The following is a 24,342-nucleotide window of genomic DNA, read 5'->3' as shown; positions in this document are numbered from 1 at the left end:
GCATGCTGACGGCGGACCGTGACGCCTTCTATGATGAGGCCGTTCTCCTGCTGCGCCGCGTCCGCAGGCGCGGCAGGCTCCCCATCTGGGCCAACACCCCTGAACGGAATTAGTCGGGATGGCTTAGACGCGAGTGTCAGCCCGGGGGGCATCACTCCGGTCCAAGATTGGGGATACATGAGCCAGGCACAAGAAGCGCTTGAAGCGGCGTGGTCCGACGAGGATGGCTTTCTGGTCCAGCTCCGGATGGGAAACTTCGACTCAGCGAAGGCTGACGCCCTGCTGACGATGCTCAAGCGGATGGAGCCGGGTGGGAGCGGTCCTCTTGATCGGCGTGTGGTCTCGCTGCTCTGGTACCTGCCCCTTTTCATGAGCTGGCAACGAGAGCGGGTCGAGCCGCAGCGCTTGAGCGAACTGGCGAAGGTCGAGGCGCGGGTGACCAACGAAGTGGAGCGCCTCCTCGGAGTTCCGTGATGAGCGACATCGTTCTGGAGTTCCCTCCTGGTTTCGAAGACTCCGCTTGGGAGGTCGAGGCCAAAGGTTGGCTCCCCGGAGTCGTCGCGGTGATTCAGGGGCGTCGGTACACGCTCACTGTGTACGACCCGGCTCGCTTGACCCAGGATGTTGACGATGCGCTGAAGGGCGGCAGCGTGTTTCTTGAGCGGAATCTCGTGGTTGTCGCTTCCGTCACGCGAGAGCGCATCGCGTCTGCCCTCCAGGAAATCGTTCAGACAGGCAGGGTCGGCGACCTTCGGCCCGACCAGGGGTAGGCCATCAGCCGCCGCTCCGATCGCCCCAGCGCTTCTTGAACGTGTCCCTCCGCGCGGCCCACCAGTCGCGCCACTCCTTCACCGCTGCCTCCCTTTCGGCCCGCGGACCCGCGGGCTGGAAGTGGAGTCAGGTGGACGTCGCGTCCCTCAGGCACATCTCCGCCAGGAAGCGCGTGCGGACGTCCTCGCTCTCCAGCAGGTCGATGAGTTCCGGGATGGTGTGCCTTCCCATCGTCTCGCGCGCCTGTGCGAACGCCTTGGAATCCTCCGCCATGCCGCGAGTGTTCCCGGTGCAGGCCCTCCGTGCGAGTGCCGCTGGTGGACACTGTTCCCCAGCGGGCTTCTAGGGCGCGGGCGGGGCCGCTATGGTCCACCCCAGCGGAGGACTCGCCCGCCAGGAGCCATGAACTTCGTCTTCATCTCCCCCCACTTCCCCTCCCAGTACTTCCACTTCGCCACCGCGCTGCGCGAGCGTGGCGTGACCGTGCTGGGCATTGGCGACACCCCCTACGAGTCCCTGCGCCAGGAACTTCGCGAGTCCCTTCGCGAATACTTCTTCGTCCCCAGCCTTACCGACTACGACGCCCTCGTGCGCGCCACCGGCTACCTCACCTGGCGCCACGGTCGCATGGACCGCATCGAGTCCCTCAACGAGTCCTGGCTCGAAGTCGAAGCCCGCCTGCGCGAGGACTTCCATGTCCCCGGCCTCCAGCCCTCGGACATCCTCAAGCTGCGCTCCAAGTCCGGCATGGCCGAGGTCTTCCACGCCTCCGGCGTCCCCCACCCGGACCTGCTGCGCGTGCGCGACGCGGACCAGGTGAAGGAGTTCGCCGCCCGCGTGGGCTATCCGCTTGTGCTCAAGCCCGACGTGGGCGTGGGCGCCGCCCACACCTTCAAGGTCGCCAGCGACGCGGAGGTCGACGCCGCGCTCGCGCACCCGCTGCCCACGTCCTACGTCGCGCAGCCCTTCGTGCGCGGCACCATCGTCACCTACGACGGCATCGTGGACCGCCACGGCGTCATCGTCTTCAACCTCAGCCACGAATACAGCGACGGCGGCATGGAGACCGTCACCGAACGGCGCGACATCTCCTTCTGGAGCCTCCAGCACATCCCCGCCGCGCTCGACGTGCTGGGCCGCCAGGTCGTCGCCGCGTTCGGCCTGCGCGAGCGCTGGTTCCACCTGGAGTTCTTCCGCCTGCCAGACGGCCGCTTCGTCGTGCTGGAGGCCAACCTGCGCCCGCCCGGCGGCTTCATGACGGACATGATGAACTACACGTGCGACATCGACGTGTACCGGCTCTATGCCCGCGTGGTGACGGGCGACCCGGTGGCGGACTTCCAGTACACGCCGCGCCACCACGTCTGCCATAGCGCCCGCCGTCACGGCCGCCGCTACAAGCACTCCCACGCGCAGATTGTCGAACGGCTGGGCAAGTCGCTGCTCGTGCACCGTGAGCTGCCGCCCATCTACCACTCGCTGCTGGGTGAAGAGATGTACCTCACGCGCCACACGGACACGGAATCCATGCAGGACGCGGTGCGCTTCATCCAGGCGACGTGAGCTTCAGGGCTCCTGCGTCCAGGTGAGCGAGTACTCGGTGCGCTCGCCGTCGTCGTACAGCTTCGTCGCGAGAGGCGCCTTCGCGCCGCCCGCGGTCAGCAGGGCCTCGAAGAGGGCCTCCACGTAGCCGGGCCCCTTGAGGCTCGAGTTGAAGTGCAGCTCGAAGTGCGCGGGGCCGCGCTCCACGAGCGTCACCTCCGTGTAGTTGTCCGTGCCGCGCAGCACCTCCGGCAGCCGCTGCACCATGCGCCGGGGGCCCAGCACGCGCATCACGCTCATCACCGCGCGCCCCAGCAGCGTGGCCCCGTAGCCTTCCACGTGTGCCCGGGCGAGCCGGGCGAAGCCCTCCGCTTGCGGCAGGCCCGGGTACACCTCTTCGACGACGATCTCCAGGCACCTCGCCCAGAGCGGCACGGGGTAGAGCGGCAACAGCGGCCGGTCCAGGTCCACGCCCGCCTGGCGCAGCCGTTCACGCAGGCGGGGGGACACCTGGCCTCTCAGGCCGTGCTGGAGGAGGCCCTCCACGACCTGCACATAGACCTGCCGCTGTTCGGGCGGCACCGAGCGGGGCCGTCGTGTCACGGAAGAGGACTCACCCGAGCAGCCACTGCATGGCGCCCGGCAGCCGGCGCTGCCAGTCCTTCTCGTGGTGCTCGCCGCCGGGCTCCAGCACGAGCGACACCTCGTGGTCTCCGTAGCCCAGGCCCTTGAGGTGGTGGAAGAAGTCGCGCGTGCCCCGGCCGTAGTCCAGGGGGATGCCGCCCGCGTGGATGGACTCCGTGGCGCCCGCGTCCAGGTAGATGCGCGTCCAGCGCTGGCTGTGCTCGCGCCACGCGTCGAACAGGCGGCCCTGGCTCCACATCACCGTGGGCGACAGCGCGCCGATGCGCCCGAACACCTGCGGGAACTTCCATCCCAGGTACAGGGAGATGAGCCCTCCCAGCGACGAGCCCATCGCGCCGGTCCACTGGCTGCCCTGGCGCGTGCGGTACGTCCGGTCGATGTACGGCTTGAGCTCCTCCACGAGGAAGCGCCCGTAGGCCTCGCCTCGCGCGGACACGCCGTTGCGCGGTTCGTCCCACGGCGAGTACTCCTGGAAGCGGCCGGGGCCCGAGTCCACCGCGACGATGATCCACGGCTCCAGCCGCCCCGCCTGGACGCCCTCCTCCGCGACGCGGTTGGCGCACCACGTGTCGAAGACGGCGGACTCCGGATGCGCGAAGACGTTCTGCCCGTCGTGCATGTAGAGCACCGGGAAGCGGTGGTCCTGCCAGGAGTCGTAGGCGTCCGGCGTGTAGATGCGGACGGTGCGGTTGAAGCCCTCCTGGGGAGAGGGGAAGTGGCGAAGGATGTGGACGTAGCCCATGCGCTGTTTCTGGGGCCGGACGGGACCGGCCTCGCGAGGATGTCACCGCAGCATAGCCGCACCGCCCCACGCGACGCGGCAAGCGTGGACCGCCGTCCCTGGCCTGGACGGCGGGTCCGAGGAAGGGATGGACCGCGCGTAGAGCCTTCGCTGTAGGGAAGGGTGGTCCCGCTCGTGCAGAGGGCCCGCCGCGTGCGTTCCGTCCTCGTCTGCGTGTGGCTGTTCCTGCTGGGTCTTCCCTTCACGGTGCTCGGCGCGACCTATGAGGTAGACCCCGAGGACACGGGAGAGCAGGCGCTGTTCGCGTTGAGGGAGGATGGCGCCATCACGGCGGAGACGCTGTCCGCGCTGCTGGTGCTGCGGCGCTCGGGAGTGGATCCGGCGCATGCGTCGCGCGCCTCGCTTTATGCGTTGCCGGGGCTGACGTACGCGCGCGTGGATGGGGTCGAGGCTTCAGGGACGCTGACGCAGGAGGAGCGGCGACGGCTGGCGCCCTTCCTGACGACCTCCGCGCCGGAGCGGGTGACGGGGGATGCGCGGCTGCTGACGGCGTTCGCCGCGTCGGATCCGGTGCTTCCTCCAATGGCGCTCCAGGTGCGCGTGGCGGGGCCGGAAGGATGGCGCGTGGGACTGCTCACGTCCCTCACGCGGCGCCGGCTGGGCGCGGTGCACCGGGATGCGAACCGGCGAGCGCTGGTGGCGGAGGCGCCCGGTGTGTCGGTGGCCGTGCCCAAGTTCCACGGTCAGTGGACGGGCGAGCGGGCTTCCGTGCTGGTGGGCTCGTACCGGCTGGGCTTCGGTCAGCGGCTCACGTTGGACACCACCGGGCTTCCCACGCCGGACGGCTTCCTGCCCGACGATGCCGTGCGAGTGCCGGGCGACGTGGAGCGCTGGTGCTTCCTGGGAGAAGGCGCCTGCACCCCCGAGGAGCGCGCCGCGGACGTGACGCCGGACTTCCAGTGGGACGAAGGCTTCCGGGGCGTGGTGGGCACGGTGCGGACCTCTTCGGGCGTGTCCGTGACGGGCTTCGGTTCGTACCAGTCCCGCTCGCTGCTCTCGCATGCCCTGATGGAGCGGGCGTCCTGTGCGGGCACTGCCTGCAAGGCGCCAGCGGTGTGGCTCGAGGGGACGGGCTCGCCCATGGGACGCGTGGTGTCGCGCACGCTGCCCGGTGTGTTCCACGAGTGGGCGGGAGGCGGCCACGCGGCGATGGCGTGGACCCGGCGGGCGCAGGCTGGAGTGACGGCCTGGGGCGCGCGGCCCGTGTGGAACGTGGAGGGCGCGGCGCTCGATTTCCGCTCCACGGCGGGCTACCCGGCGGGCGGCGCTTTCGGCGCGGTGGGCGTGGATGGCGCGTGGGGGCTGGGGCCGGTGGACCTCTTCGTGGAAGCGGCGCGCACGTTCGATTCGGCGCCGGGCGGAGGCGGTGGCTACGGCGCGCTTCAACGCACGGTGGTGGCGGACACATCGAAGGAACTGGAGCTGTCGCTGCGTGCCTACGGGCGCGGCTTCGCCAATCCCTACACGGGCGCGATGTCCGGCCCGGACGAACTGGAGGGCTCACGGGCGCGAAATGAGGTGGGCGCTCGCGTGCGCTACCTGCACCGCGTGGAGGGCGCGCTGCGGCTTCGAGGTGAGGTGGATGCGTGGACGCTGCCCGCTGACGGCGCGGCGGTGGGCAGTGCCGGCACCGTGAACCTGCGGGCTTCGGCCCGGGTGGACTGGCGGGCGCACGCGCTGTTCCAACCGTCGCTGTGGACCGAGTACCGGGACAAGGACGTCGGCGTGGCGGGGGACTGCTTCGACGGTTCGGGCGAGGACCCCTGTTCAGGGTCGCTGCTGCGCATCACGGCCCGGGTGAAGGCGGAGCTTCACGACGCCGTGTCCGTAGCCGCGCAGTACGCGCATGCCCGCGTGGATGATCCGGTGAACCGGGGCGTGCGTGAGGACGCGCATGCGGTGGTGGAGGCGCAGGTGCGGCCTTGCGATGCCGTGAGGCTGCGCGGCCGCGCCGTGTGGAAGGACGAGGACCTGTCGACGCGCAACCGGCTGGAGCAGGCCTTCCGGGCCACGCTCGATGCGAGCTGGACGGCGGACGCCGTGACGACACGGGCCCGGTACGCGTGGGTCGTGGACTTGAAGGACGCGAGAGGTGCCCGGACGCCGCCGGATGCGCCCCGGCACCTGTTCGCGCTGGAAGTGGAGACGCGGTTCTGAAGGGAGCGGAGTGTGGCGGCTTGGGCAGTGCGGGGATGGGGCGTGCGGTTGGGATTGGGATGGGTGCTGGGGTGGATGGGGGCGTGCGGACTGCCCACATGGGAGGAGGAGCCAGCGGCCTGTGAAGCGCTGCTGCCGGGGGACCTGGTCATCACGGAGTACCTCAACGACCCCGTGGGCTCGGACACGGGAAAGGAGTACGTGGAGCTCCACAACCCCACCGGGGAGACCGTGGACCTCCTGGGCGTCACGCTCTTCACCGCGCGCGACGAGGCGGCACAGGAGCGGGTCTACACGTTCACCACGGGCCTGCCGGTGGACGCGGGGGCCTACGTCGTGCTGGGCGACGTGCGTGAGGGCGCGCTGCCCGAGCATGTGGATCAGACCTATGGGGATGCGCTCGGCGCGCTGGGGAACAGCGCGGGGCTCTTGGGTCTGCGGTGCGGGACGCGCGTGCTCGACTCGGTGGTGCTCGAAGCGCCTGCGAAGTCGGGCTTGGCCCGGACCCATGACGGCCTGTCGGGCTGGTGCGATGCGCCGGGCAGTCCAGGCGTCGCGAACGCGCCGTGCCCCTCGCTGCCGGATGGCGGAGTGACCTCCGGAGCGACGTGCCTGCCGCCGGGCGCGAGCGCTCCCCGGGACATCCAGTCCCCGCGACCCGGAGAGCTGATCATCACCGAGGTGATGGCCAACCCGCGCGGCGACGACACCGTGGGCGAGTGGCTGGAGGTCCGCGCCACCGTGCCCGTGGACCTCAATGGGCTGACGGTGGGAACGGACACGTCCGGCACACGCCTGGAGTCGGAGCGCTGTCTGTCCCTCGCCGCCGGAGAGTCCGCGCTGCTCGCGCGAAGGCGGGAGCCGGAGGTGAACGGTGGCCTGCCGGAGCCGCTGGCCACGTTCTCCGTGGACCTGCGCAACGCGGGCGGCATGGTCGCCGTGCGTGCGGGAAGCGTGCTCATCGACAGCGCGCTGTATGGCCCGGCCCAGGACGGCGTGGCCACCCAGGTGTCCGCGCCGCTCACCGCCGATGCGAAGAACAACGACGTCACTGCATCCTGGTGCGCGGCCACGCAGGCCTACGGCGACAAGGGCAACCTGGGCACGCCGGGACGGACCAACCGTGCGTGCACGGGAGCGGACGCGGGAACGGCGCAGGCGGGTTGTATCGACCGGACCACGGGGCAGACCCGTGCGCTCAGAGCTCCCACCGTGGGCTCCCTGGTGCTCAACGAGTTCATGGCCGACCCCGCCGCCGTCCCGGATGCGCAGGGGGAATGGGTGGAGGTGCTCGCGCTGCGCGAGGTGGACCTCAACGGAGTGACGCTCGCCAACGAGTCGGGCAGCTCCGTCCTGGAGTCCCCACTGTGCCTGTCGATGAAGGCAGGAGGCTTCGCGGTCCTCGCACGCAGCGACGATGCCTCACTCAATGGTGGATTGCCCTCGGTGCTCGGCACGTTCGCGTTCGGCCTGGGCAACAGCGCGGGGGCCCATGTCCTCAAGCTGTCGGCGCAGGGCACCGTCCTGGACTCGGTGGCCTTCACGAATGCCGCGAGTGCCGGCGTGTCGTCGCAGCTGGATGCGCGCGTGAGGGACGCCGCCGGCAACGACGCGGCCGGGGCCTTCTGTCCCACGCCCGCCGGCGTGACCTACGGCACGGGCGACCGGGGCACCCCGGGCCGGGAGAACCGCACGTGCACGCGATGAGGACTCTTGTCCTGGGAGGGATGCTGCTCACCGTCCTGTCCGCCTGTGGTGGCGAGGAAGGGGAGTGCGGTCCGAGCACGGGCGTGGTGACGAAGGTCATCGACGGGGACACGGTGGTGCTCCAGGACGGCGAGCGCATCCGCTACCTGCTGGCCGACACCCCGGAGACGACGAAGGGGCACGACGACTGCTTCGGTGAGGAGGCCACGGCGTTCAACCGCTCGCTGGTGGAGGGCCGCACGGTGCGGCTGCGGGACGCGGAGGCGTGCACGGACCGTTACGGGCGGCGGCTCGCCTACGTGTCCGTGGACGGCCAGGACGTGAACGCGCTGCTCGTGCAACGGGGCTATGCGTGCACTTTGTTCATCCCGCCGGCCGGAGCCTCCCGGCGCGGCGAGTTCGAAGCGTTGGAGCTGGAGGCCCGGCGCGCACGCCGGGGCCTGTGGGGTCGCTGCCCGGCGCCGTGTCCCCGGGGACGGCGCTCGTCAGCGTCCACCCTATGGCAAGGTGTCCATCACCGCCCGGGCCAGCTCCGACTCCAGCGGCCAGGCCGCCGGGCGGCGCGACGTGGTGAGGGCCAGCGTGCCATCCGAGAGCCTCGCCCCGAAGTCGTCCCCCACGGACAGCCGCACCCTGCGCACCCGCTCCCGGAGCACGTCGCCCACGTCGGGTGTCGTGGCCAGCTTGGCCAGCACCTCGCCGGTGCGCTCGACGAGCCACGCCAGGGGCTGGATGTGGGCCTCCTGCTCCAGCTCCGCGGCCGTGCCGAACTCCGCCGTCACCTTCGTGCCCCAGGCGGTGGACAACTTGTCGGCCAGCGCGGGCAGGTGGCGGCGCAGGTGCATGGGCGAGGACTCGGGCATCGACTTCGCGGGCGTGTCCAGCACCGTGGCGTCGTGCAGCGTGAGCGCCTCGATGACGCCGTCCGGGACGAACGTCACGTCCAGGTTCTCCCCGCGCGAGCCGTAGCCCCCGGAGGTGATGAGCAGCACGCCGCGGCCCTGGCGGAACTCGCCGTACTCCCGGACGAGCCCCGTGATTTCGCGCCCGCTGCGCAGGAACAGCGACACCTGCGGCAGGTTCAGCGGCAGGCCCTCGTTGCGGCGGCGCATGAGGACGCTCATCGCCTCCAGCACCTCCCAGACGCTGCGCACGGGGCCCCGGGCCAGCGACTCCAGTGGATCCACCGCCTGGGTCGTGCTCATGACCGGCCCTCGCCCCTCTGGACGTGTACTCGGGTCCACGTCCTCGGGGGCAACCGCCCCGTCGCCAGCGTGCGCGCGCCCTGCCCGCCGGTCCTACGTTCCGCGAATGCCATGACCTGCTGCCTCCCGTGTTCTTGGGAGTCAGTCTCCCCCAGGTCACTGACGGGGCCCAGCGGTTCACGGAGGCCTCCCATGGCTGCCCGCCATGTCCCCGGGTTCAATCCCAGAGGTGGGCAACCCACCCCACCCCGTCCCGCGGGCCCCATCCATTTCGTGACGCGGGATGTCCATCTTCCCTCCACTCCAGCCACGTCCCGGGAGCAGGGGTACGGTGACATTCACTCTTCCCACAGCAGGCGGCCTGCCTTGTCCGACCGGTGCCTCCGGGGCGCCGGCATGAACCCCGTCGCCTCCACGACGGACTCGCTCGCGGACCTGGTGGAGGCGCGGCGCGAGGACATCCTCCGGCGCTGGGGCGCACGGCTGGGGGCTCATCCCCCCGGCAGGTCCCCGGAGATCCAGGAGCGGCTGGAGGGGATGCTCAAGCTGGTGGACGCGCTGGTGCTCGTCCTCCGCCAGGGCGCCGTGGAGACCTGGTCCACGGGGGCGGTCTGGGCCCATGCCCGGGAGCTCGGGCTGCGGCGCTTCCAGACCGGCGCTCGCGTGGAGACGCTGGTGGAGGAGTACGGCCTCTTGCGCGAGGCCATCCTCGAGGTGCTGGATGCGTCCCACCGGCCGCTCGACACGGAAGAGCTGCGCACGCTGTGGCGCGCGTTGGACCGGAGCCTGACGGAAGCCGTGGCCCACTACGTCCACGAACACGAACAGGCGCTGCGCTCCCGCGAACGGCGGCTGCAGGAGATCCTCGACCACGCCCCGGCCGCCATCTACGCGAAGGACGCCAGCGGGCGGTACCTCTTCATCAACCGCCCCTTCGAGTCCATCTCCGGCCACGAGCGCGAGGAGGTGCTGGGGCGCTCGGACCTGGACCTGTTCCCCCGGGAGACGGCGGAGCGCTTCCGCTACAACGACCGCCGGGTGCTGGCGGCGAAGACGCCGCTCGTCTTCGACGAGGAGGTGCTCCAGCCCGACGGGACGCACCTCTACCACACGATGAAGTTCCCCCTGCCCAGCGTCGTGCAGGGCGAGCCGTGGGCCCTGTGCGGCGTGTCCACGGACATCACCACCACGCGCACGCTGCGCCAGGAGCGCGACGAGGCCCGCGAGCAGGTCCACCGCGTGCTCACGCAGCTGCCCGTCGTGCTGTGGGCCTTCGACGCGCAGGGCGTGTTCACCCTCTTCGAGGGCGAGGGCGTGACGTCCACGTCCGTGCCCTCCCGGGTGATGCACGGGCGCTCCGTCTTCGACGTGTTCCGGGACCGGCGGGACGTGCTGGAGGTCATCCTGCGTGCGCTGGCCGGGGAGCGGCTGTCCACGGAGCTGTACCTGATGGGCGTCTGGTTCGAGGTCCGCCTCCTGCCGGTGTTCGACCCGGGCGGGCGCGTGGTGAGCGTGTCGGGCGTGTCGCTGGACATCACCGAGCGGCGCCGGGCGGAACAGGAGCTGCGTGCGTCGGAGACACGCTACCGGCTGGCCACCCTGGCCACCCGCGACATCATCTGGGACTGGGACCTGGTGACGGATGAAATCCACTGGAGCGAATCGGCGCCCCGCGTCCTCCGGCTGGACACGTCCCGGGGGCCGCCCGTCATGGACACGGCGTGGTGGACGGCCAGCCTGCACCCCGACGAGCGCGAGCGGGTGATGCGGGAGCTGCGGGCGGCGCTCGACAGCCACGAGGGTCACTGGGTGGCCGAGTACCGGATGCGCCGGGGCGACGGGACGTGGGCCTTCATCGAGGACCGGGGCCGCGTGGTGAAGGACCTCCAGGGCCGCCCGGTGCGCATGGTGGGCGCCATGCAGGACGTCACCGGCAGGCATGAGGCGGAAGCCGAGGCGAAGCGCCGCGCGGAGTTCGAACAGCTGCTCATCGGCATCGTCGGGCACGACCTGCGCAACCCCATCTCCGCCATCACCATGGCCGCCACGACGCTGGCCAGGCGCGAGGACTCCGACCCGCGAGACCAGAGGGCCGTGGCCCGCATCCTCTCCAGCGCCGAGCGCGCGCACCGCATGCTGCGCGACGTGCTGGACTTCACCCAGGCCCGGCTGGGCGGCGGCATCCCCATGGACCCGCGCGAGGTGGACCTCCTGGACCTGGTGCGCCAGGTGGTGGACGAGGTCCAGCAGGCCCACCCGGACCGGCGCCTGGAGGTGGACGGGCGGGGAGGGACCCGGCTGTGGTGCGACCCGGACCGGCTGGCGCAGGTCATCACCAACCTGGTGAACAACGCGCTCGCTTATGGAGACGCCCACTGTCCGGTGCGCGTGCGGCTGCGCGGCCAGCCGGGGACGGTGACGCTCGCGGTGAAGAACCAGGGGCGCCCCATTCCCCCGCACCTGATGCCCCACCTGTTCGAACCCCTCAAGCGCGCGGAGCTCCGGGAGGGCCACCGCAACAACGCCCACGGGCTGGGGCTGGGGCTGTTCATCGTGAAGCACATCGTGGATGCGCACGGCGGCCGGCTGCGCGTGCGCTCCTCCGCCCAGGACGGCACCACCTTCCTCGTGCACCTGCCCCGCCGGCCGCCCGGCCGGGACTGAAAGGGCCGCTCTTCCCGGGCGCGCTTGCCCTCCAGGGACGGCCCGGGTAGCAAAGGGGCTCCGGCGGCGGGCGGGCCCCGCCTTCCGGAAGGAGAGCGGAGCGGCACCATGAACAAGAAGTGGATCCTCGGGCTGGGGTTGGGTGTCGGCGGGTTGCTCCTCGTGGGTGGAGGCCTGGTCGCGACCGGGTACTGGGCGGACCGCCAGATGGACGGCGCCGGCGTGGCCACGCTGATGAAGTCCCAGGAGCGCGCCCTGAAGACCGCAGAGCTCAACGCTCGCTTCCCCTTCCAGCCGCCTGACGCGGGCAAGGTGCTGAAGCTGGACGAGGCGCGGCTGGAGGCCTACCTCGCGGTGCGCGAGGCGACCCTGCCCGCCTACGACGTGCTCCAGAAGGAGTCCCTGGAGTACGTCGAGAAGCACGGCAAGGATCTCACCGGCGGAACCCGCAGCGCGAAGCTCCGGGCCGCGGGCGCCTCCATGCGCATGCTGGGCAAGGCCCAGGCCTCCTTCCTGCTGAACCTGGAGGCGCGGGGCATGTCGCCCCAGGAGTTCGGCCGCCTCTCCGCCCTGGTGTATCCGGAGCCCGTGGCCGCGCCGGACGCGGGCGTGGCGACGGTGTCCCAGCCGTCCGACCCCGCGAACATCGCGCTCCTGGAGGAGCAGTTCGCCGCGATTGCGCCGCAGCTGGAGGACCCGAAGCTCAGCGAGGCGGAGCGGCTGCAACTGGAGCAGCGCCGCGCCGGGCTGCGCAAGTACATCACCCAGCTGGAGGCCGCCTCGGGCAAGGACGTGAAGGATGCCAACGCCTCCCTCCTGAAGAAGCACGCGGCGCGCATCACGAAGGCGGCGAACCCCACGTTCGACCAGCTCCTGTCGAAGCCCCTGATGGTCGGCGGCACCGCGGGCCTGCCCACGCCCTGAGCGTCAGGCCTCCACCTGGCGCACGGACCGGCGGTGCGCCAGGCTCGCGCCCACCGCCCCGCCAATCACCGTCACGATGATGGCCACCGACAGGAGCGGCGGGATGTGCACCCACGTCTCCACCACCATCTTCACGCCCGCGAAGGCCAGCACCCCCGCCAGCCCGTAGTGCAGGTACTTCAGCTGCCCCACGGCCCCGGCGATGACGAGGTAGAGCGCGCGCAGCCCCAGGATGGCGAAGGCGTTGGAGCTGTAGAGGATGAACGTGTCGGTGGTGACGGAGAACGCCGCCGGCACCGAGTCCACCGCGAACAGGATGTCCGTCACCTCCAGGCCCACGAGCGCCAGCAGCAGCGGCGTGGCCAGCCTGCGGCCCTGGTGCTTCACAAGGAAGCGCGGCCCCTCCACCTGGTCCGTCACCGGCAGCTTCCTGGACAGCCATCCCACGACGCGGTTGTCCTCCTGCTTCGACGGGTCCTCGCGGAAGACGCGCCACGCGGTGATGAGCAGGATGGCGCCGAAGACGTACGACACCCAGCCCCAGCGCTGCAGCGCCGCCGCCCCCACGAAGATGAACAGGGCCCGGAACACCAGCGCGCCGAAGATGCCCAGGAAGAGCACCTCGTGCTGGTAGCGCTGGGGCACGTTCAGGCTGCGGAAGATGACGAGGAAGACGAAGACGTTGTCCAGGCTCAGGCTCTTCTCGATGAGCCAGGCCGCCAGGTACTCGTGGCCGCGCTCACTGCCCAGCGTCACCCACACGAAGCCGCAGAAGCCCAGCCCCAGCCCCACCCACGCCATGCTCCACAGCACCGCCGCGCGCCGCGTCTGCCCCCGCCCTCCCCGGTGCGCCAGCAGGTCCACCACCAGCAGCGCCAGGAGCAGCGCCCAGAAGACGACCCAGGCCCAGGAAGGGGTGCTTTGCATGACCCCACCAACCTAGGCATCCCCCCGGCTTCCGACCGAGAGAAGGGTTCGCGCGGAGTCAAATCCTACCCATATCCGTCGTCATGACACCCCTTGTCAGGGGGACGTGATGGGCGAGGGCGAGCGTTGTCCTCTTCCCCACTCAGGATGTGATACTTCCCAGGAAGCCCAGGAACATCATGATTATCAACACTCCAAAGGCGGTGCGATGAACACGGTCATCTTCGCTTGTACGCACAACGCGGGTCGCTCGCAGATCGCGGCGGCCTTCTTCAACCTGCTGGCGGACCCGGCGAAGGCGCGCGCGATTTCCGCGGGAACGCAGCCGGCCGAGCGTCTGCATCCCGAGGTGCTCGCGACCATGAAAGAGATGGGCGTGGACCTGGGCGACGCGAAGCCGCAGCGCCTGACTCCGGAGCTGGCGAACAGCGCGCAGATCCTGGTGACGCTGGGCGGGCTGCCGGACGCGCCGTCGGTGACGGACCAGAAGCGCGAGGACTGGCCCATGGAGGACACGGTGGGCAAGTCCGCGGCGGACGTGGAGAAGATCCGCGACACGACGGCCGCCATGGTGTCGGACTTCGTGAACCGTCACGGCTGGGAGCGCCCGGCGTAGTCGGGTGCGGCGCAGCAGGGCCCTTCTGACGCGTGACCGTGGGTGTCCGGGCTCGTAGGGCGGACGGACGGACTCGCGAGGAAGGGAGGAGAAGGCCGCGACGTCCAGCGTCGCGGCGGGGGGGCTTCCCGGGCCTTGGCGCCGGTGGGGGCCGGGTGGCTTGAAAAGGGGTAGGGGCTTGCCGCACGCTGTGTCCCTTCGCGGACACGCGGTTCGCGCAGCTCACCTTCAGGTTCGCAGGCTCCACCATGCTCTCCGTCCTTCTCGCCGGGCTGCTCGCGCAGACGGCGCCGTCGGTCTCCGCCCGCCAGCAGGGCGTGCCCATTGGCCGGGGCGACACGGTTCCCAAGGTGGTGTTGAGCGCGCCGTCCGGCGGGTGGACGGTGGACCGGATGCTGAAGATCGAAGGCACGGTGAGCGACCCCTCGGTGGATCCGGTGGTCGTGTCCATCAACGGCGACCGCTACCTGATGCGCACGCAAGGGGGGCGCTTCAGCCGCAAGTTCCCCGCGGCCAGCGGCAAGAACGTGGTGACGGTGATGGCCACCAACAAGGGTGGCACGGCGCGCGCGCAGGCGACGAGCTACGCGCAGGTGCCCTCGGTGCCGCTCAAGGCCATCCTCACGAGCGACACGGACGGCGTCTACACGGACCTGCACATCTACGAGCCCACGGACGCGAGCAGCGCGGGCGAGACGCTGGATGTGACGTCCATGGCGCACGTGTACTGGGCGAACACGGAGAGCCCGTCCGGCGGCACGTTCTTCCTCAACGAGCAGGGCGGCGACTTCGACCAGCCGGCATACGGCCCGTACCTCTACATCCACCGCGCGCCGCCGAAGGGCGTGTACCTGGTGGCGACGAACTACTGGCCCAGCGGTGACAAGGCGCACACGGTGGCCACGCTCAACCTGGCGCTCTTCGAGGGCACGCCGGGCGAGGTCCGCCGCCGCGTGCGCATCCCGCTGGCGACGCCGGGCACGACGCGCGTGCTCGCGTGGGTGAACATCCTGGGAGACGGGCAGGCGGAGGTGTACGTGCCGTCCGCGGATCCGAAGCCCAAGGGGAACGGCTGGCCCACGAACCTGGAGGAGGCGGTCAAGGAGCTCCAGAAGAGTGGTGACGGTGGCGGTGGGGGAGACGAAGGCTACTGAAGCGACCGGCGCTCCCGGCTCGGCCCCGCCATGCGCGTCCTGATGCTCACGTTGTTGTTGAACGCGGGTCCCGCTCCGTCCGGGACGGCCCCCGTGCGTGAAGGCGCGGTCATCGCGTCGGAGCCCGTGGCCGCGGAGACTCGCGCGCGGCTGCTCCGCCGGGAGGTCGCGCAGGTGGCGCTCGCGCAGGTGAAGGCTCCGGACGCCGCGTGGCAGCCGGCGCAGCGCGACTGCGCGGGCCTCATCCGCTACGCGTACCGCACGGCGTACCGGCGCGTGGCTTCCGAGCGCCTCGCCTCTCCGCTGTGGAAGGACACGCGCGGCGGACCTTCCGACTTCGCGGACGCGGAGACGCTGATCAGCCGCAGCTTCGTTCCGCTGGGCCGGGGCGTGGACGCGCGCGAGCAGCTTCGCACCGGGGACGTGGTGGCCTTCCGCCAGGAGCACGACGCGGGCCCCGTCTTCCACCTGATGCTCGTGGTGCGCCCGGAGGACCGGGCCCATGCACCCGCGCGCGTCGTCTACCACCCCGGTGAGGCTGGAGCGCGCGTGCGCACCGGCATCCTGGACTCACTCGCCACCGAGGCGCCGCTGGAGTGGCGCCCCGTGCCGGCCAACGCTTCCTTCCTCGGCTTCTTCCGCTTCAAGGAGTGGATGTCATGACGTCTCCCGTGAGCCCGCCGCCCCCCGCTGGAGGCGGAGGCAAGGGCCCCTCGTCCGCCGTGCGCATCGCGCTCATCGGCGCCATCGTCGTGGGCGTGGGCGTGGGGGCCTTCGTCATCGGCCGCAAGAGCAGCGGCGGTGGCGGTTCCGGCCCCGCCTTCTCCTCCGGTGAGCCCAAGGGCCCGCCGTCCGCGGGCGCCACCGTGGAGGGCATGCCGGAGGTGTCCTCCGAGCCCACGAGGATGGAGGTGCCCGGCGCCACGGCGCTCCCCGCCATCTGGGTGGACGTGCACTCGCCCGTGAAGGTGCGCGACGCGCTGGCGCGCAACGCGTGGTTGAAGTCTCAGTGGGACAAGCCACTGGGCCAGGGCTTCGCGAGCGGCTGGGCCGCGTTCCTGGGCTCCACCGGCACCGACCTCAAGGCGTCCTTCAAGGGCGCGGTGCTGGACGTCGTCGTCGGGCAGTTGCTCGACACGCCGTTCCGCACGGTGTGGTTCTCTGGCGACGCGCGCGTGGGCACGCCCGCGCTCATCGTGCCGAAGGCGAACAAGACGTCGCAGTCGGCATGGGACGCGCTGGACTCCGTGGCGAAGCGCGGAGAGATGGTCGCGGACAGCTGCCCGACCGGCGGGGAGAAGGTGCCGGACGGTGGCTTCCACCTGTCGCGCTGGCTCGTCGCCGAGCAGACGGTGTGGGCCGCGCGCTCCGCGGACCGGCTGGTGCTGTCGCGGCACCCGGTGGTGGTGCTCCAGGCGCTCTGCACGGCGCTGCCGGAGCTGGACGCGGACAGTGGCGTGGACGTGGAGGTGGGCTTCGACCCGAACGCCTACGGCCGAGAGGCGCAGCTCTTGACCCACGTGCTGGGCCTGGGCGAGGACGCGCGGCTGCAACTGCGCGTGGACGGCGACCGGCTGGTGGCGAAGGGCATCGCCGGGAAGGTCGGCGGGATGTCGGTGGCCGTCGGCAAGCCCCTCTCCGACGACCTGCTCAAGCTGGTGCCCGAAGACACGCCGGTGCTGTTCGCGTTCCGGGTCACGCTGCCGGAGTCGCTGGAGCCCGCGCAGCTCAAGGCCTTCTGGAAGGGCGAAAGCCGGGCCCAGATGCGCATGCGCCAGGTGGCCCTGGTGTGGACGCCGCGCGGAAGCGCGTCGATGGAGCCGGAGCTGGCCCTGCTGTGGGGCGATGAGGAGGACGCGGAGGGGCTGTCCGCGCTGTTCTCCGGCGGCGCGCGGACACTGGTGCGCGCCACGCTGTGCAAGCACGTGGTGCTGGCCACGAGCCAGCAGGAGGTGGAGCGGCTCCAGAAGGCGTGCGAAGGCCGCGCGCCCAACATGCTCAACGCCGCGGGCCCCGTGGTGGCGGGACTGCGCGCGCCCTCCACGGTGCTGCTGGGCGTCAACATGGGGCGGCTGCTCAGCGGGCTCGCCATGGACGGCTACACGTCCGAGGCGCGCGTGGACCGCTCGTCGCCCATGCCCAAGGCGCTGCCCCCTGAAATCGAGGCGGCCCGCCGCGACCTGGAGGCCCTGCCGTACCTGGGCTTCCGCGGCAACGCGCAGGGCTACGTCATGGCGTCGGAAGGATTTGGGACATGAAGACCTCCGTGCGTTTCGCGGCATTGGCCGCGCTCCTGTTGTCCGGCGTGGCGCTGGCCAAGCCGCTCTACATCACCGTCCCGCGCTCCTACGGCAGCAGTGAGCCGGTGGCCGTGGACGTCGCCTTCGAGGACAAGGGCCCCGTCGAATTGCGCGTGCTCCAGCCCGCGAACCTGGACGCGTTCATCCGCGCGCAGGGCGACCTGCGGCGCGCGTACGAGACGCCGCCCACGCTGCTCAACCCGGGCCGTGGCCTGAGCCGCGGCCTCAACGCGGTGCGCTCGCCGGGCATCGTGCTGATGGAGGCGCTGTCGCCCGACTTCCGCCAGGAGGTGGGGACGTCGCTGCCTCCGCCGCCGGGGGAGTCCTCGTCCAGCGAGCCGCTGGCGAAGGTAGCGGAAGGGCCGGAGAAGCTGGTGGGCACGCCGCCGGGCTTCTCCGTGGTGCGCAGCCAGTGGCTCAACCTGGACCTGGGCGGCGCCAACCGGGACTTCAACGTGCCGGGCTTCGACACGGGAGACAGCAGCAGCGGCTTCCAGGAGCGCCGCGTGCTGCTCGCGCCGCTGCCCGCGGGCACCTACGTGCTCCAGCTGGTGCAGGGCCGGGTGGAGGGGCAGGTGGTGCTCGTCGTCAGCGACGTCACCGTGCAGCTCAAGCAGACCGACGGCCAGGTGCTGGTGCGCGTGGCGGGGAGGGATCAGCAGCCGCGCGCGAAGGCGCAGGTGCAGGTGTACCTGCCCACGGGCAAGGGCCCCGCGGGCACCACGGACGACAAGGGCGAGGTGACGCTGGCGGTGACGGAGCCGCGCATCATCGCGACGGTGACGTCCGGGAAGGACACGGCCATCGTGGACACGGACTTCTACTCCACGCTGGCGGTGGCGCCGGACGTGTTCATCTACAGCGACCGGCCCGTCTACAAGCCGGGCAACGAGGTGAAGTTCCGCGGGCTCGTCCGTCAGCCGGACACGTTCCTCGCGCGGCTCTTCACGCCGAAGAAGCGCGACGTGCGCGTGAAGCTGATGTCGCAGGAGGGCCGTGAAATCATCACTCGCGCGGCGGTGGATGAGTTCGGCGCGTTCAACGGCACGCTGAAGGTGCCGGCCGACCTGGGCACGGGCGTGCTGCGCATCGAGGCGGACCTGGACGAGCACCCCCACCAGGGCGAGGCGCGCGTGCAGGACTACGTGAAGCCCACGTTCTACCTGGAGGTGCAGCCCGCGTCGGAGACGGTGGTGCCCGGCCAGACGGTGAGCGTGACGGTGCGCGCGCGCCGCTACGCGGGCGGCGTTCCCAAGGGCGCGAAGTACGAGGTGTTCCTCTACCGCAGCCTGCTGGACGCGCCCGCGTGGGTGGACGACTCCGGCCGCGGCGGTCAGGGCAGCGCGGTGACGTACGGCTCCGCCTCCAGCAGCGAGGGCAAGCTGAGCGTGCCGGAGCGGCTGTACTCGTCCATCGCGGAGCGCCAGGCCGCGGGCGACCCGTGGTCCTCCGCGAGCGAGTTCGACGCGGAGGGCGAGGCCCAGGTGGAGGTCGCGGTGCCCCCGCTCGGCGCGGGCGAGGACCGGCTGCCGTACCGCTACAGCCTCACCGTGCGCGCGCGGGATGATCAGGAGACGTTCGCCACCAGCACCGCCGCCTTCTTCCTGTCGAAGGTGGAGGTGATGGGTGTGGCACGGTTCTCGGATGCGGTGGTGCAGAAGGGCTCGGACGCGCAGCTGACCGTGCGCGCCACCACGCTGTCCGGCAAGGGCTACGGCGTCACCACGGGCAAGGTGGACTTCGTGCTGGTCCGCGCGGACGGCAGCGAGAAGACGTTGGGCACGCAGACCTTCACCACGCAGCAGGACGGCACGTCGCGCCAGAAGGTGCCCACCACGGACGTGGGCCGGGTGCTTGCTCGCGTGACGGTGAAGGACAAGAAGGGCGAGGAGTGGACGGGCGAGGAGTCGCTGCTCGTCATCGGCGGCGCGGACGAGCCCGTGGCGCAGGTGCCCAACCTCACGCTCGCGTCGCTGTCCGGCACGCTGGAGCCGGGCAACAGCGCGAAGCTGGTGGCGCTCATGCCGGACGGCTGGGGTCAGAGCGGCAAGGATGAAGGGCCCGTGTGGGTGACGCTGACGGGCGCGAACCTGTACGGCACCGCGGTGGTGCAGTTGAAGGGCCGCACGCTGGTGCACTCCTTCCCGGTGGAGAAGCGCTTCGGCAGCGCGGTGTACGCGTCCGTGGCGTACCCCACGGCGACGGGCCGCTGGGAGGAGCGCACGGTGGCGTTCCGCGTGGTGCCCAAGGAGCGCACGCTCACGGTGGCGCTGCAGCCTCGCCGCGCGGAGGCGCTGCCGCTCACGGAGCAGGCCATCGACGTGCGCGTCACCGATAGTGACGGCAACGGCGTGTCCGCGCAGCTGTCCGTGGGCGTGGTGGACAAGGCCGTCTACGCCATCCAGTCCGAGTTCCGCCCTGGCGTGCTGGACTTCTTCTATCCGCCGGCGCGCGACAACGTGACGAACTTCTACTCGGCGGAGTTCCAGGGCTACGGCTACGGCGAGCAGCTGGCGCGCAAGATGGCGGGGCTGCCCGACCACGCGTTCGCGTCCATCAAGCCGCCCACCCGCAGCGCGAAGGACCTGGAGAAGGACACGGCGCACTGGGACCCCGCGGTGGTGACGGACCGGGACGGGCGCGCGACGGTGCGCTTCACGCTGCCCTCCAACCAGACGCTGTGGGTGGTGACGGCGGTGGCGGCGGACACGTCCGGCCGCTTCGGTGAGGGCACGGCGGAGTTCGCCACGCGCGGCGGGCTGAACGTCTACGCGGCGCTGCCGCAGTTCCTGCGCGAGGGCGACGAGGCGCTCGCGTCCGTGCGGCTGTCCGCGGGGACGAAGTCCAAGGGCAGCCAGGTGCTGGACGTGCGGTTGCAGCCGGGCGGCGCGCTCCAGGCGGACGCGCTCCAGCGCAAGGTGGAGCTGGGCGAGGGCGGCGAGCAGGTGGTGCCGGTGACGCTGCACGCGTCGAAGACGGGCCCGGCGCAGCTCTCCGTGGACGTGGTGGGCGGCAAGGATCCGCTGCGCGACCTGAAGCGCTTCGACGTGACCCCGGCCGCCGTGGAGGACGCGGTGCAGGTGAGCGCGTGGGGCGGCGGCGCGCTGGCGCTGGAGGCCCCGGAGGCGTCCGCGTTGACGCGCGTGGAGCTGGTGCTCCAGCCGTCCACGGTGGACGCGGCGCTCTCCAACGTGCGCGAGCTGCTCACGTATCCGTACGGGTGCCTGGAGCAGCTGGTCTCCACGACGGTGCCCAACGTGGCGGTGTACCAGGTGCTCCAGAAGGCGGGCGCGCTGGACAAGCTGGACACGGATTCGCAGGCGCTGCTGGCGGAGGCGCGCAGCCGCTCCGTGCAGGGCACGGCCCGCATCCTGGGGCTCGCGGTGAAGGGCGGTGGCTTCACCTGGTTCGGTGGCTACAGCGAGCCCAGCCTGCCGCTCACGCTCATCGCGCTGGACGGCCTGTCGTACGCGTCCGAGGCGGGGCTGGTGGACCGCGACGACGCGCGCATCCAGGAGAGCGCGAAGTGGCTGGAGGCGCAGGAGGGCCTGTCGACGGAGTACGACGCGACGCGCGCCTACGTGCTCGCGCGCCTGCAGGGGCCGCGTCAGGCGGCTCGGGTGCGCGCGCTGGTGGAGGCCGCGAAGCCGGGGGATTTGTATCCGCTGGCGCTCGCGGTGCTGGCCGCGGAGAAGGCGGGCGTGATGAAGGAGCCCGGCCTCCAGGGGCGCATCCAGGGGCTGGTGAAGGAGAGCGGCGAGGGCTTCGCGAAGCTCGCGGGGCTCCGGAGCGACGCGGAGATGTCCGAGGCGTTCTACCGCTTCCCGCTGCGGCGCGTGGGCCTCACCGCCATCACCGCGCACGCGGCGTCGTTCGGGTCGCTGGATGTCACGCGCGCGCGCAAGCGCATCCTGGAGATGCTGAGCGAGCCGGGCCTGTCCACCTTCGACCGGAGCACGGCGCTGTTGCACTCGCTCTGGCTGGTGGAGCGTGACGCGAAGGCGTTCAAGGGCATGGCGCCGCCGGAGGTGAAGGGCGCTTCGGCGCCGGTGAAGTTCACGACGCGCGGCATGGGCCTGGTGGCCACGCTGCCGGCGGGGACTCGCACGGTGGACGTGGGTGGCTTCGACGGTGTGGCCACGCTGCGCGCCGCCGCGATGACGCCGCTCAAGGACGTACAGCCGCGCGTGAACGGCATGTCCGTGGAGCGCGCGTACTACGTGCTGCGCGAGGGCGGGAAGGTGAAGTTGGACGCGGGCGTGCAGGTGACGCAGGGCGAAGAGGTCTACGTGGAGCTGACACTGGACGCGCGCGGGGAGAACCGGGCGCGCTCGGCGTACTACGTGGTGGAGGACGCGGTTCCGGCGGGCTTCGTTCCGCTCCAGGAGGACAAGTCCTTCCGCGGTCCGCCGCACTCGCTGCCGCTGGCTCCGGAGGCGCTCAAGCGCCGACAGTTGGACCCCTCGCACGCGACGTTCTTCTTCGAGGAACCGGCGTGGTGGAGCGACAGCCCTCGCACGGTGGGCTACGTGATGCGCGCGCAGTTCGCGGGCACGTTCGCGGCGCCGCCCGCGACCATCGAGGACATGTACTCGGCGCGCATCCGGGGCCGCACGGCGTCGGACGTGTTGAAGGTGGTGCCCTCGAAGACGTCCGTGAGTGACCTGTAGCCCATGGGGTGGGCCGTCGCCGTCGCCGTGCTGTTGTCGGCTTCGCCCACCTTCGTCACGCGGGGCGATGTGACGCCCGAGGCGGACCTGCGCCGAGAGGCCCAGGCCGCTTGGACGTCTCTGGAGACGCAGTACGCGGCGCAGGCGGGTGGCCTTCCCACGAGGGCCCCCGCCACCGTGACGATTCAGAAGGGCACGTCGCTGACTCCCGAGCGCAACGCGCAGGGCCGGCCCGGCGTGGTGGAGCTGCGGCAGAACACGCCCGGCGTGCTGGACGCGAAGACGCGCACGGCGCTGCGGCATGAGCTGGCGCATCAGTTGCTCTGGTGGGCCTGTCCCGCGTCCAGCGAGGACCGGCTCTTCCACGAAGCCTTCGCGCTGACGGTGAGCGGCGAGCTGCCCGCGTGGCGTGACGGTCCCTATCAATCGCTGTCGCGCGCGGCGAAGGAGGTGGCGAGCGCGCCAGCGGTGGACACGTCGCGAGCGAGAAGGGGACTCGCGCGCATCCTGGGTGAGCACACGGGGTTTCCCGCCGCGCTGACGCGCAGGCTGCGCCAGTGTCATGACGGAGCGCGGTGGGCAGCGCCCCTGACGGTGGAGGAGCTGGCGGACGTGGCGGTGCTCGCGCCCGAGGCGGCCACGGTGGTGGTGAGCCGGCACTCGGGAGAGGTGTTGTTCTCGGAGGGCGACGTGCGCCGCGCGGTGCCCTATGGCTCCACGCTCAAGCCGTTCCTGTACGCGGCGGGGACGGCTCTGGTCTCGAACTCAGATGCGCCCCCACTGCTCGCGCCGCGCCAGGGCGTGCAGGAGTGGGCTTGCGGCGCGGGCCTGCCTGCGAAGGTGGACGCGCGGCTCGCGCTCCTGCGCTCGTGCAACGGCTGGTTCCTGGACTGGGAGGCCACGGGCCTCGCACCGAAGGCCTTCGGTGTCTGGGGCCCCGTGCTGTCCTCCGTGGGGCTCACCGGCCTGCCCACGGACATGACGGAGGCCATCGGGCTCCGCTCCGCTCATGGCCTGTCTCCGTGGGGCATGGCGCAGGCGTACCGGTTGCTCGCGGAGGCGCGGCCGGACGTGCTCGCGCTCCTCACCGGCAACGTGGACGAAGGCACGCTCAGCGGCCTCTCCACATCCAAGGCCCTCAAGGGCGTCGCCACCAAGACGGGCACCGTGCGCGACGCCGCGAGCCGCCCCCAGTTCGGATGGATCGCCGCCGTGGACGCGGACCTCGTCGCCGTCATCGTGCGGCCCGGCAAGATGCCCCGGCACTTCGTGGATGAACTCCCCGCGCTCCTCTCCCGCGTGCGCCGCCAGGCGGGACTGGAGGCCGCGCGAGTGCAGGTGCTCGGCCTGCTGCCCTCCGCGACCGTGGAGGCCCGCTGCTCGGGCGCCGGCTTCTCCCTCGATGACGGCACTCCGCGCGCCGCGCCACCGGACTTCTCGCGCCTGGATGCGCTCACCGCGAAGGGCCCCGCCGTCTGCCTGGGCAGCCCGTGGCGCATACGCTTCCCGGACGGCCCCGACGGTGGCCGCGACTACGCGGGCGTCTTCACCTGGTCCGCGCCTCCGCCGTATCGCCCGCCACCCGGCGTGCCCACCACGCCCAGCGCCCTCAAGGCCCGGCGTGGCTCCGACTTCGTCTTCCGCACTACGCGCGTGCAGTACACCGCCGGGGTCGTCGCCGCCGAGGACGTCACGCTCAAGGGCGAAGCCCGCGTCGCCCTGGCCCGCGTCGCCGCGCACAACGAGCGCCACGCCGACACCCGCCACTCCGGCCGCGCCCTCTGCGACACCACCCACTGCCAGGCCTTCCGAGGCACCGTGCGCATCCGCCCGGAAGAGACCCGCGCCCTCCAGCTCCCAGCCTTGAAGTGGGACGCGTGGCTCACCTTCTCGCAGGGCGGCGACACCCCGTGGCGCGAAGCCCGCCCCCGGACCGAGGTGGAAGCCCTGCTCGGCACGAACCTCGTCTCCCTGCGCTTCGAGTCCGGCCGCGTGCGCTACCTGCGCACTGAAGGCACCCCCGTCGCGCCCTACGAGGACGCGCGCTCCCTCCCGTGCGACACGCTGCGCGCCGGCCTGAAGCTCCCCTCCTGCCCCCAGCGCGCCTCCTTCGACGGACCCCAGGTCCTCTTCGAAGGCCAGGGCCGTGGCCACGGCGAAGGCCTGGACGTGGAAGCCGCCAAGGCCAGTCCCGGCCTCTCCAGCGACGCCCTCCTGGAGCGCGCCTTTGGGGCCTGGGGCACCCGGTCTCCCACCCC

18 protein-coding genes and 1 pseudogene are annotated in these 24,342 nt (G+C 71.4%); 14 read left to right on the top strand and 5 right to left on the bottom strand.

Annotated features, from left to right (window positions below; all coding sequences use genetic code 11):
• Positions 1–177 precede the first annotated feature (177 nt).
• Together D7Y11_RS30045 and D7Y11_RS30040 are read left to right on the top strand one after the other, a co-directional pair.
• Entirely contained in the window at positions 178–474 is a 297-nt protein-coding gene (locus D7Y11_RS30045) for a hypothetical protein (RefSeq protein ID WP_121754888.1), read from the top strand.
• Positions 474–770, top strand: coding sequence for a hypothetical protein (locus D7Y11_RS30040; protein ID WP_121754887.1), 297 nt, complete (start codon positions 474–476; stop codon positions 768–770). The genes D7Y11_RS30045 and D7Y11_RS30040 overlap by 1 nt, the downstream gene beginning before the upstream one ends.
• A gap of 127 nt (positions 771–897) precedes the next feature.
• On the opposite strand, the gene D7Y11_RS43465 is transcribed toward D7Y11_RS30040, so the two are convergent.
• The gene (locus D7Y11_RS43465; protein ID WP_158629155.1) at positions 898–1,044 is read right to left on the bottom strand and encodes a hypothetical protein; all 147 of its coding nucleotides are present in this window, start codon (positions 1,042–1,044) and stop codon (positions 898–900) included.
• Between the two features lie 129 nt (positions 1,045–1,173).
• Here D7Y11_RS43465 and D7Y11_RS30035 point away from each other — a divergent pair, with 129 nt between their 5' ends.
• Positions 1,174–2,334: an acetyl-CoA carboxylase biotin carboxylase subunit family protein gene (locus D7Y11_RS30035; protein ID WP_121754886.1), complete on the top strand. Its 1,161-nt coding sequence runs from the start codon at positions 1,174–1,176 to the stop codon at positions 2,332–2,334.
• A 3-nt stretch (positions 2,335–2,337) separates the two neighbouring features.
• Here the strand turns inward: D7Y11_RS30035 and D7Y11_RS30030 are convergent, their stop codons facing one another.
• Both D7Y11_RS30030 and D7Y11_RS30025 read right to left on the bottom strand, forming a co-directional pair.
• On the bottom strand, positions 2,338–2,916 hold the full coding sequence (locus D7Y11_RS30030; protein ID WP_233596808.1) for a DUF2378 family protein: 579 nt from the start codon (positions 2,914–2,916) through the stop codon (positions 2,338–2,340).
• 10 nt (positions 2,917–2,926) lie between these two features.
• Positions 2,927–3,700, bottom strand: coding sequence for an alpha/beta hydrolase (locus D7Y11_RS30025; RefSeq protein WP_126935385.1), 774 nt, complete (start codon positions 3,698–3,700; stop codon positions 2,927–2,929).
• Between the two features lie 192 nt (positions 3,701–3,892).
• Between D7Y11_RS30025 and D7Y11_RS30020 the strand changes: the two genes are divergently transcribed.
• The 3 genes and pseudogenes from D7Y11_RS30020 to D7Y11_RS30010 all read left to right on the top strand — a co-directional run.
• Positions 3,893–5,917, top strand: a complete 2,025-nt coding sequence (locus D7Y11_RS30020) for a hypothetical protein (protein ID WP_172814329.1) — start codon at positions 3,893–3,895, stop codon at positions 5,915–5,917.
• A gap of 12 nt (positions 5,918–5,929) precedes the next feature.
• Positions 5,930–7,624, top strand: a complete 1,695-nt coding sequence (locus D7Y11_RS30015; RefSeq protein ID WP_306770472.1) for a lamin tail domain-containing protein — start codon at positions 5,930–5,932, stop codon at positions 7,622–7,624.
• Positions 7,621–8,058 (top strand): annotated as a pseudogene (locus tag D7Y11_RS30010) (thermonuclease family protein); the annotation flags it as partial. The gene D7Y11_RS30015 and the pseudogene D7Y11_RS30010, both read left to right, overlap by 4 nt.
• Before the next feature lie 63 nt (positions 8,059–8,121).
• On the opposite strand, the gene D7Y11_RS43910 reads toward D7Y11_RS30010, so the two are convergent.
• Positions 8,122–8,829 (bottom strand): hypothetical protein, encoded by a 708-nt coding sequence (locus tag D7Y11_RS43910; RefSeq protein WP_169820494.1) that lies wholly within the window; start codon positions 8,827–8,829, stop codon positions 8,122–8,124.
• A gap of 396 nt (positions 8,830–9,225) precedes the next feature.
• On the opposite strand from D7Y11_RS43910, the gene D7Y11_RS30005 reads away from it, so the two are divergent.
• Positions 9,226–11,493 carry a PAS domain-containing sensor histidine kinase gene (locus D7Y11_RS30005; protein WP_120581537.1) on the top strand — a complete coding sequence of 756 codons (2,268 nt, stop codon included), beginning with the start codon at positions 9,226–9,228 and terminating at the stop codon, positions 11,491–11,493.
• A gap of 108 nt (positions 11,494–11,601) precedes the next feature.
• A complete protein-coding gene (locus D7Y11_RS30000; protein WP_121754883.1) occupies positions 11,602–12,417 on the top strand; it encodes a hypothetical protein in 816 nt (271 codons plus the stop codon).
• Positions 12,418–12,420: 3 nt separating this feature from the next.
• Here D7Y11_RS30000 and D7Y11_RS29995 read toward each other — a convergent pair whose 3' ends face one another.
• Positions 12,421–13,344: a TerC/Alx family metal homeostasis membrane protein gene (locus D7Y11_RS29995; protein ID WP_126935384.1), complete on the bottom strand. Its 924-nt coding sequence runs from the start codon at positions 13,342–13,344 to the stop codon at positions 12,421–12,423.
• Between the two features lie 208 nt (positions 13,345–13,552).
• Here D7Y11_RS29995 and D7Y11_RS29990 point away from each other — a divergent pair, with 208 nt between their 5' ends.
• From D7Y11_RS29990 to D7Y11_RS29965, 6 genes are all read left to right on the top strand, one after another.
• Positions 13,553–13,960, top strand: a complete 408-nt coding sequence (locus D7Y11_RS29990; protein ID WP_120580812.1) for a low molecular weight phosphatase family protein — start codon at positions 13,553–13,555, stop codon at positions 13,958–13,960.
• Between the two features lie 248 nt (positions 13,961–14,208).
• Positions 14,209–15,114, top strand: a complete 906-nt coding sequence (locus D7Y11_RS29985; RefSeq protein WP_126935383.1) for a DUF2135 domain-containing protein — start codon at positions 14,209–14,211, stop codon at positions 15,112–15,114.
• Positions 15,115–15,144: 30 nt separating this feature from the next.
• Entirely contained in the window at positions 15,145–15,777 is a 633-nt protein-coding gene (locus D7Y11_RS29980; RefSeq protein ID WP_121755833.1) for a DUF1175 family protein, read from the top strand.
• Positions 15,774–17,372: a hypothetical protein gene (locus D7Y11_RS29975; RefSeq protein WP_199753817.1), complete on the top strand. Its 1,599-nt coding sequence runs from the start codon at positions 15,774–15,776 to the stop codon at positions 17,370–17,372. The genes D7Y11_RS29980 and D7Y11_RS29975 overlap by 4 nt, the downstream gene beginning before the upstream one ends.
• Entirely contained in the window at positions 17,369–22,084 is a 4,716-nt protein-coding gene (locus D7Y11_RS29970) for an MG2 domain-containing protein (protein ID WP_126935381.1), read from the top strand. The genes D7Y11_RS29975 and D7Y11_RS29970 overlap by 4 nt, the downstream gene beginning before the upstream one ends.
• A 3-nt stretch (positions 22,085–22,087) precedes the next feature.
• Positions 22,088–24,342: hypothetical protein (locus tag D7Y11_RS29965; RefSeq protein ID WP_126935380.1), on the top strand; the 2,255-nt coding region annotated here is incomplete at its 3' end.

The organism is Corallococcus sp. AB018, from assembly GCF_003986945.1.
Classification (GTDB): Bacteria; Myxococcota; Myxococcia; order Myxococcales; family Myxococcaceae; genus Corallococcus; species Corallococcus exiguus.
The sequence above is the reverse complement of the archived record's forward strand: the minus strand, read 5'-3'. Positions and strand labels throughout refer to the sequence as shown.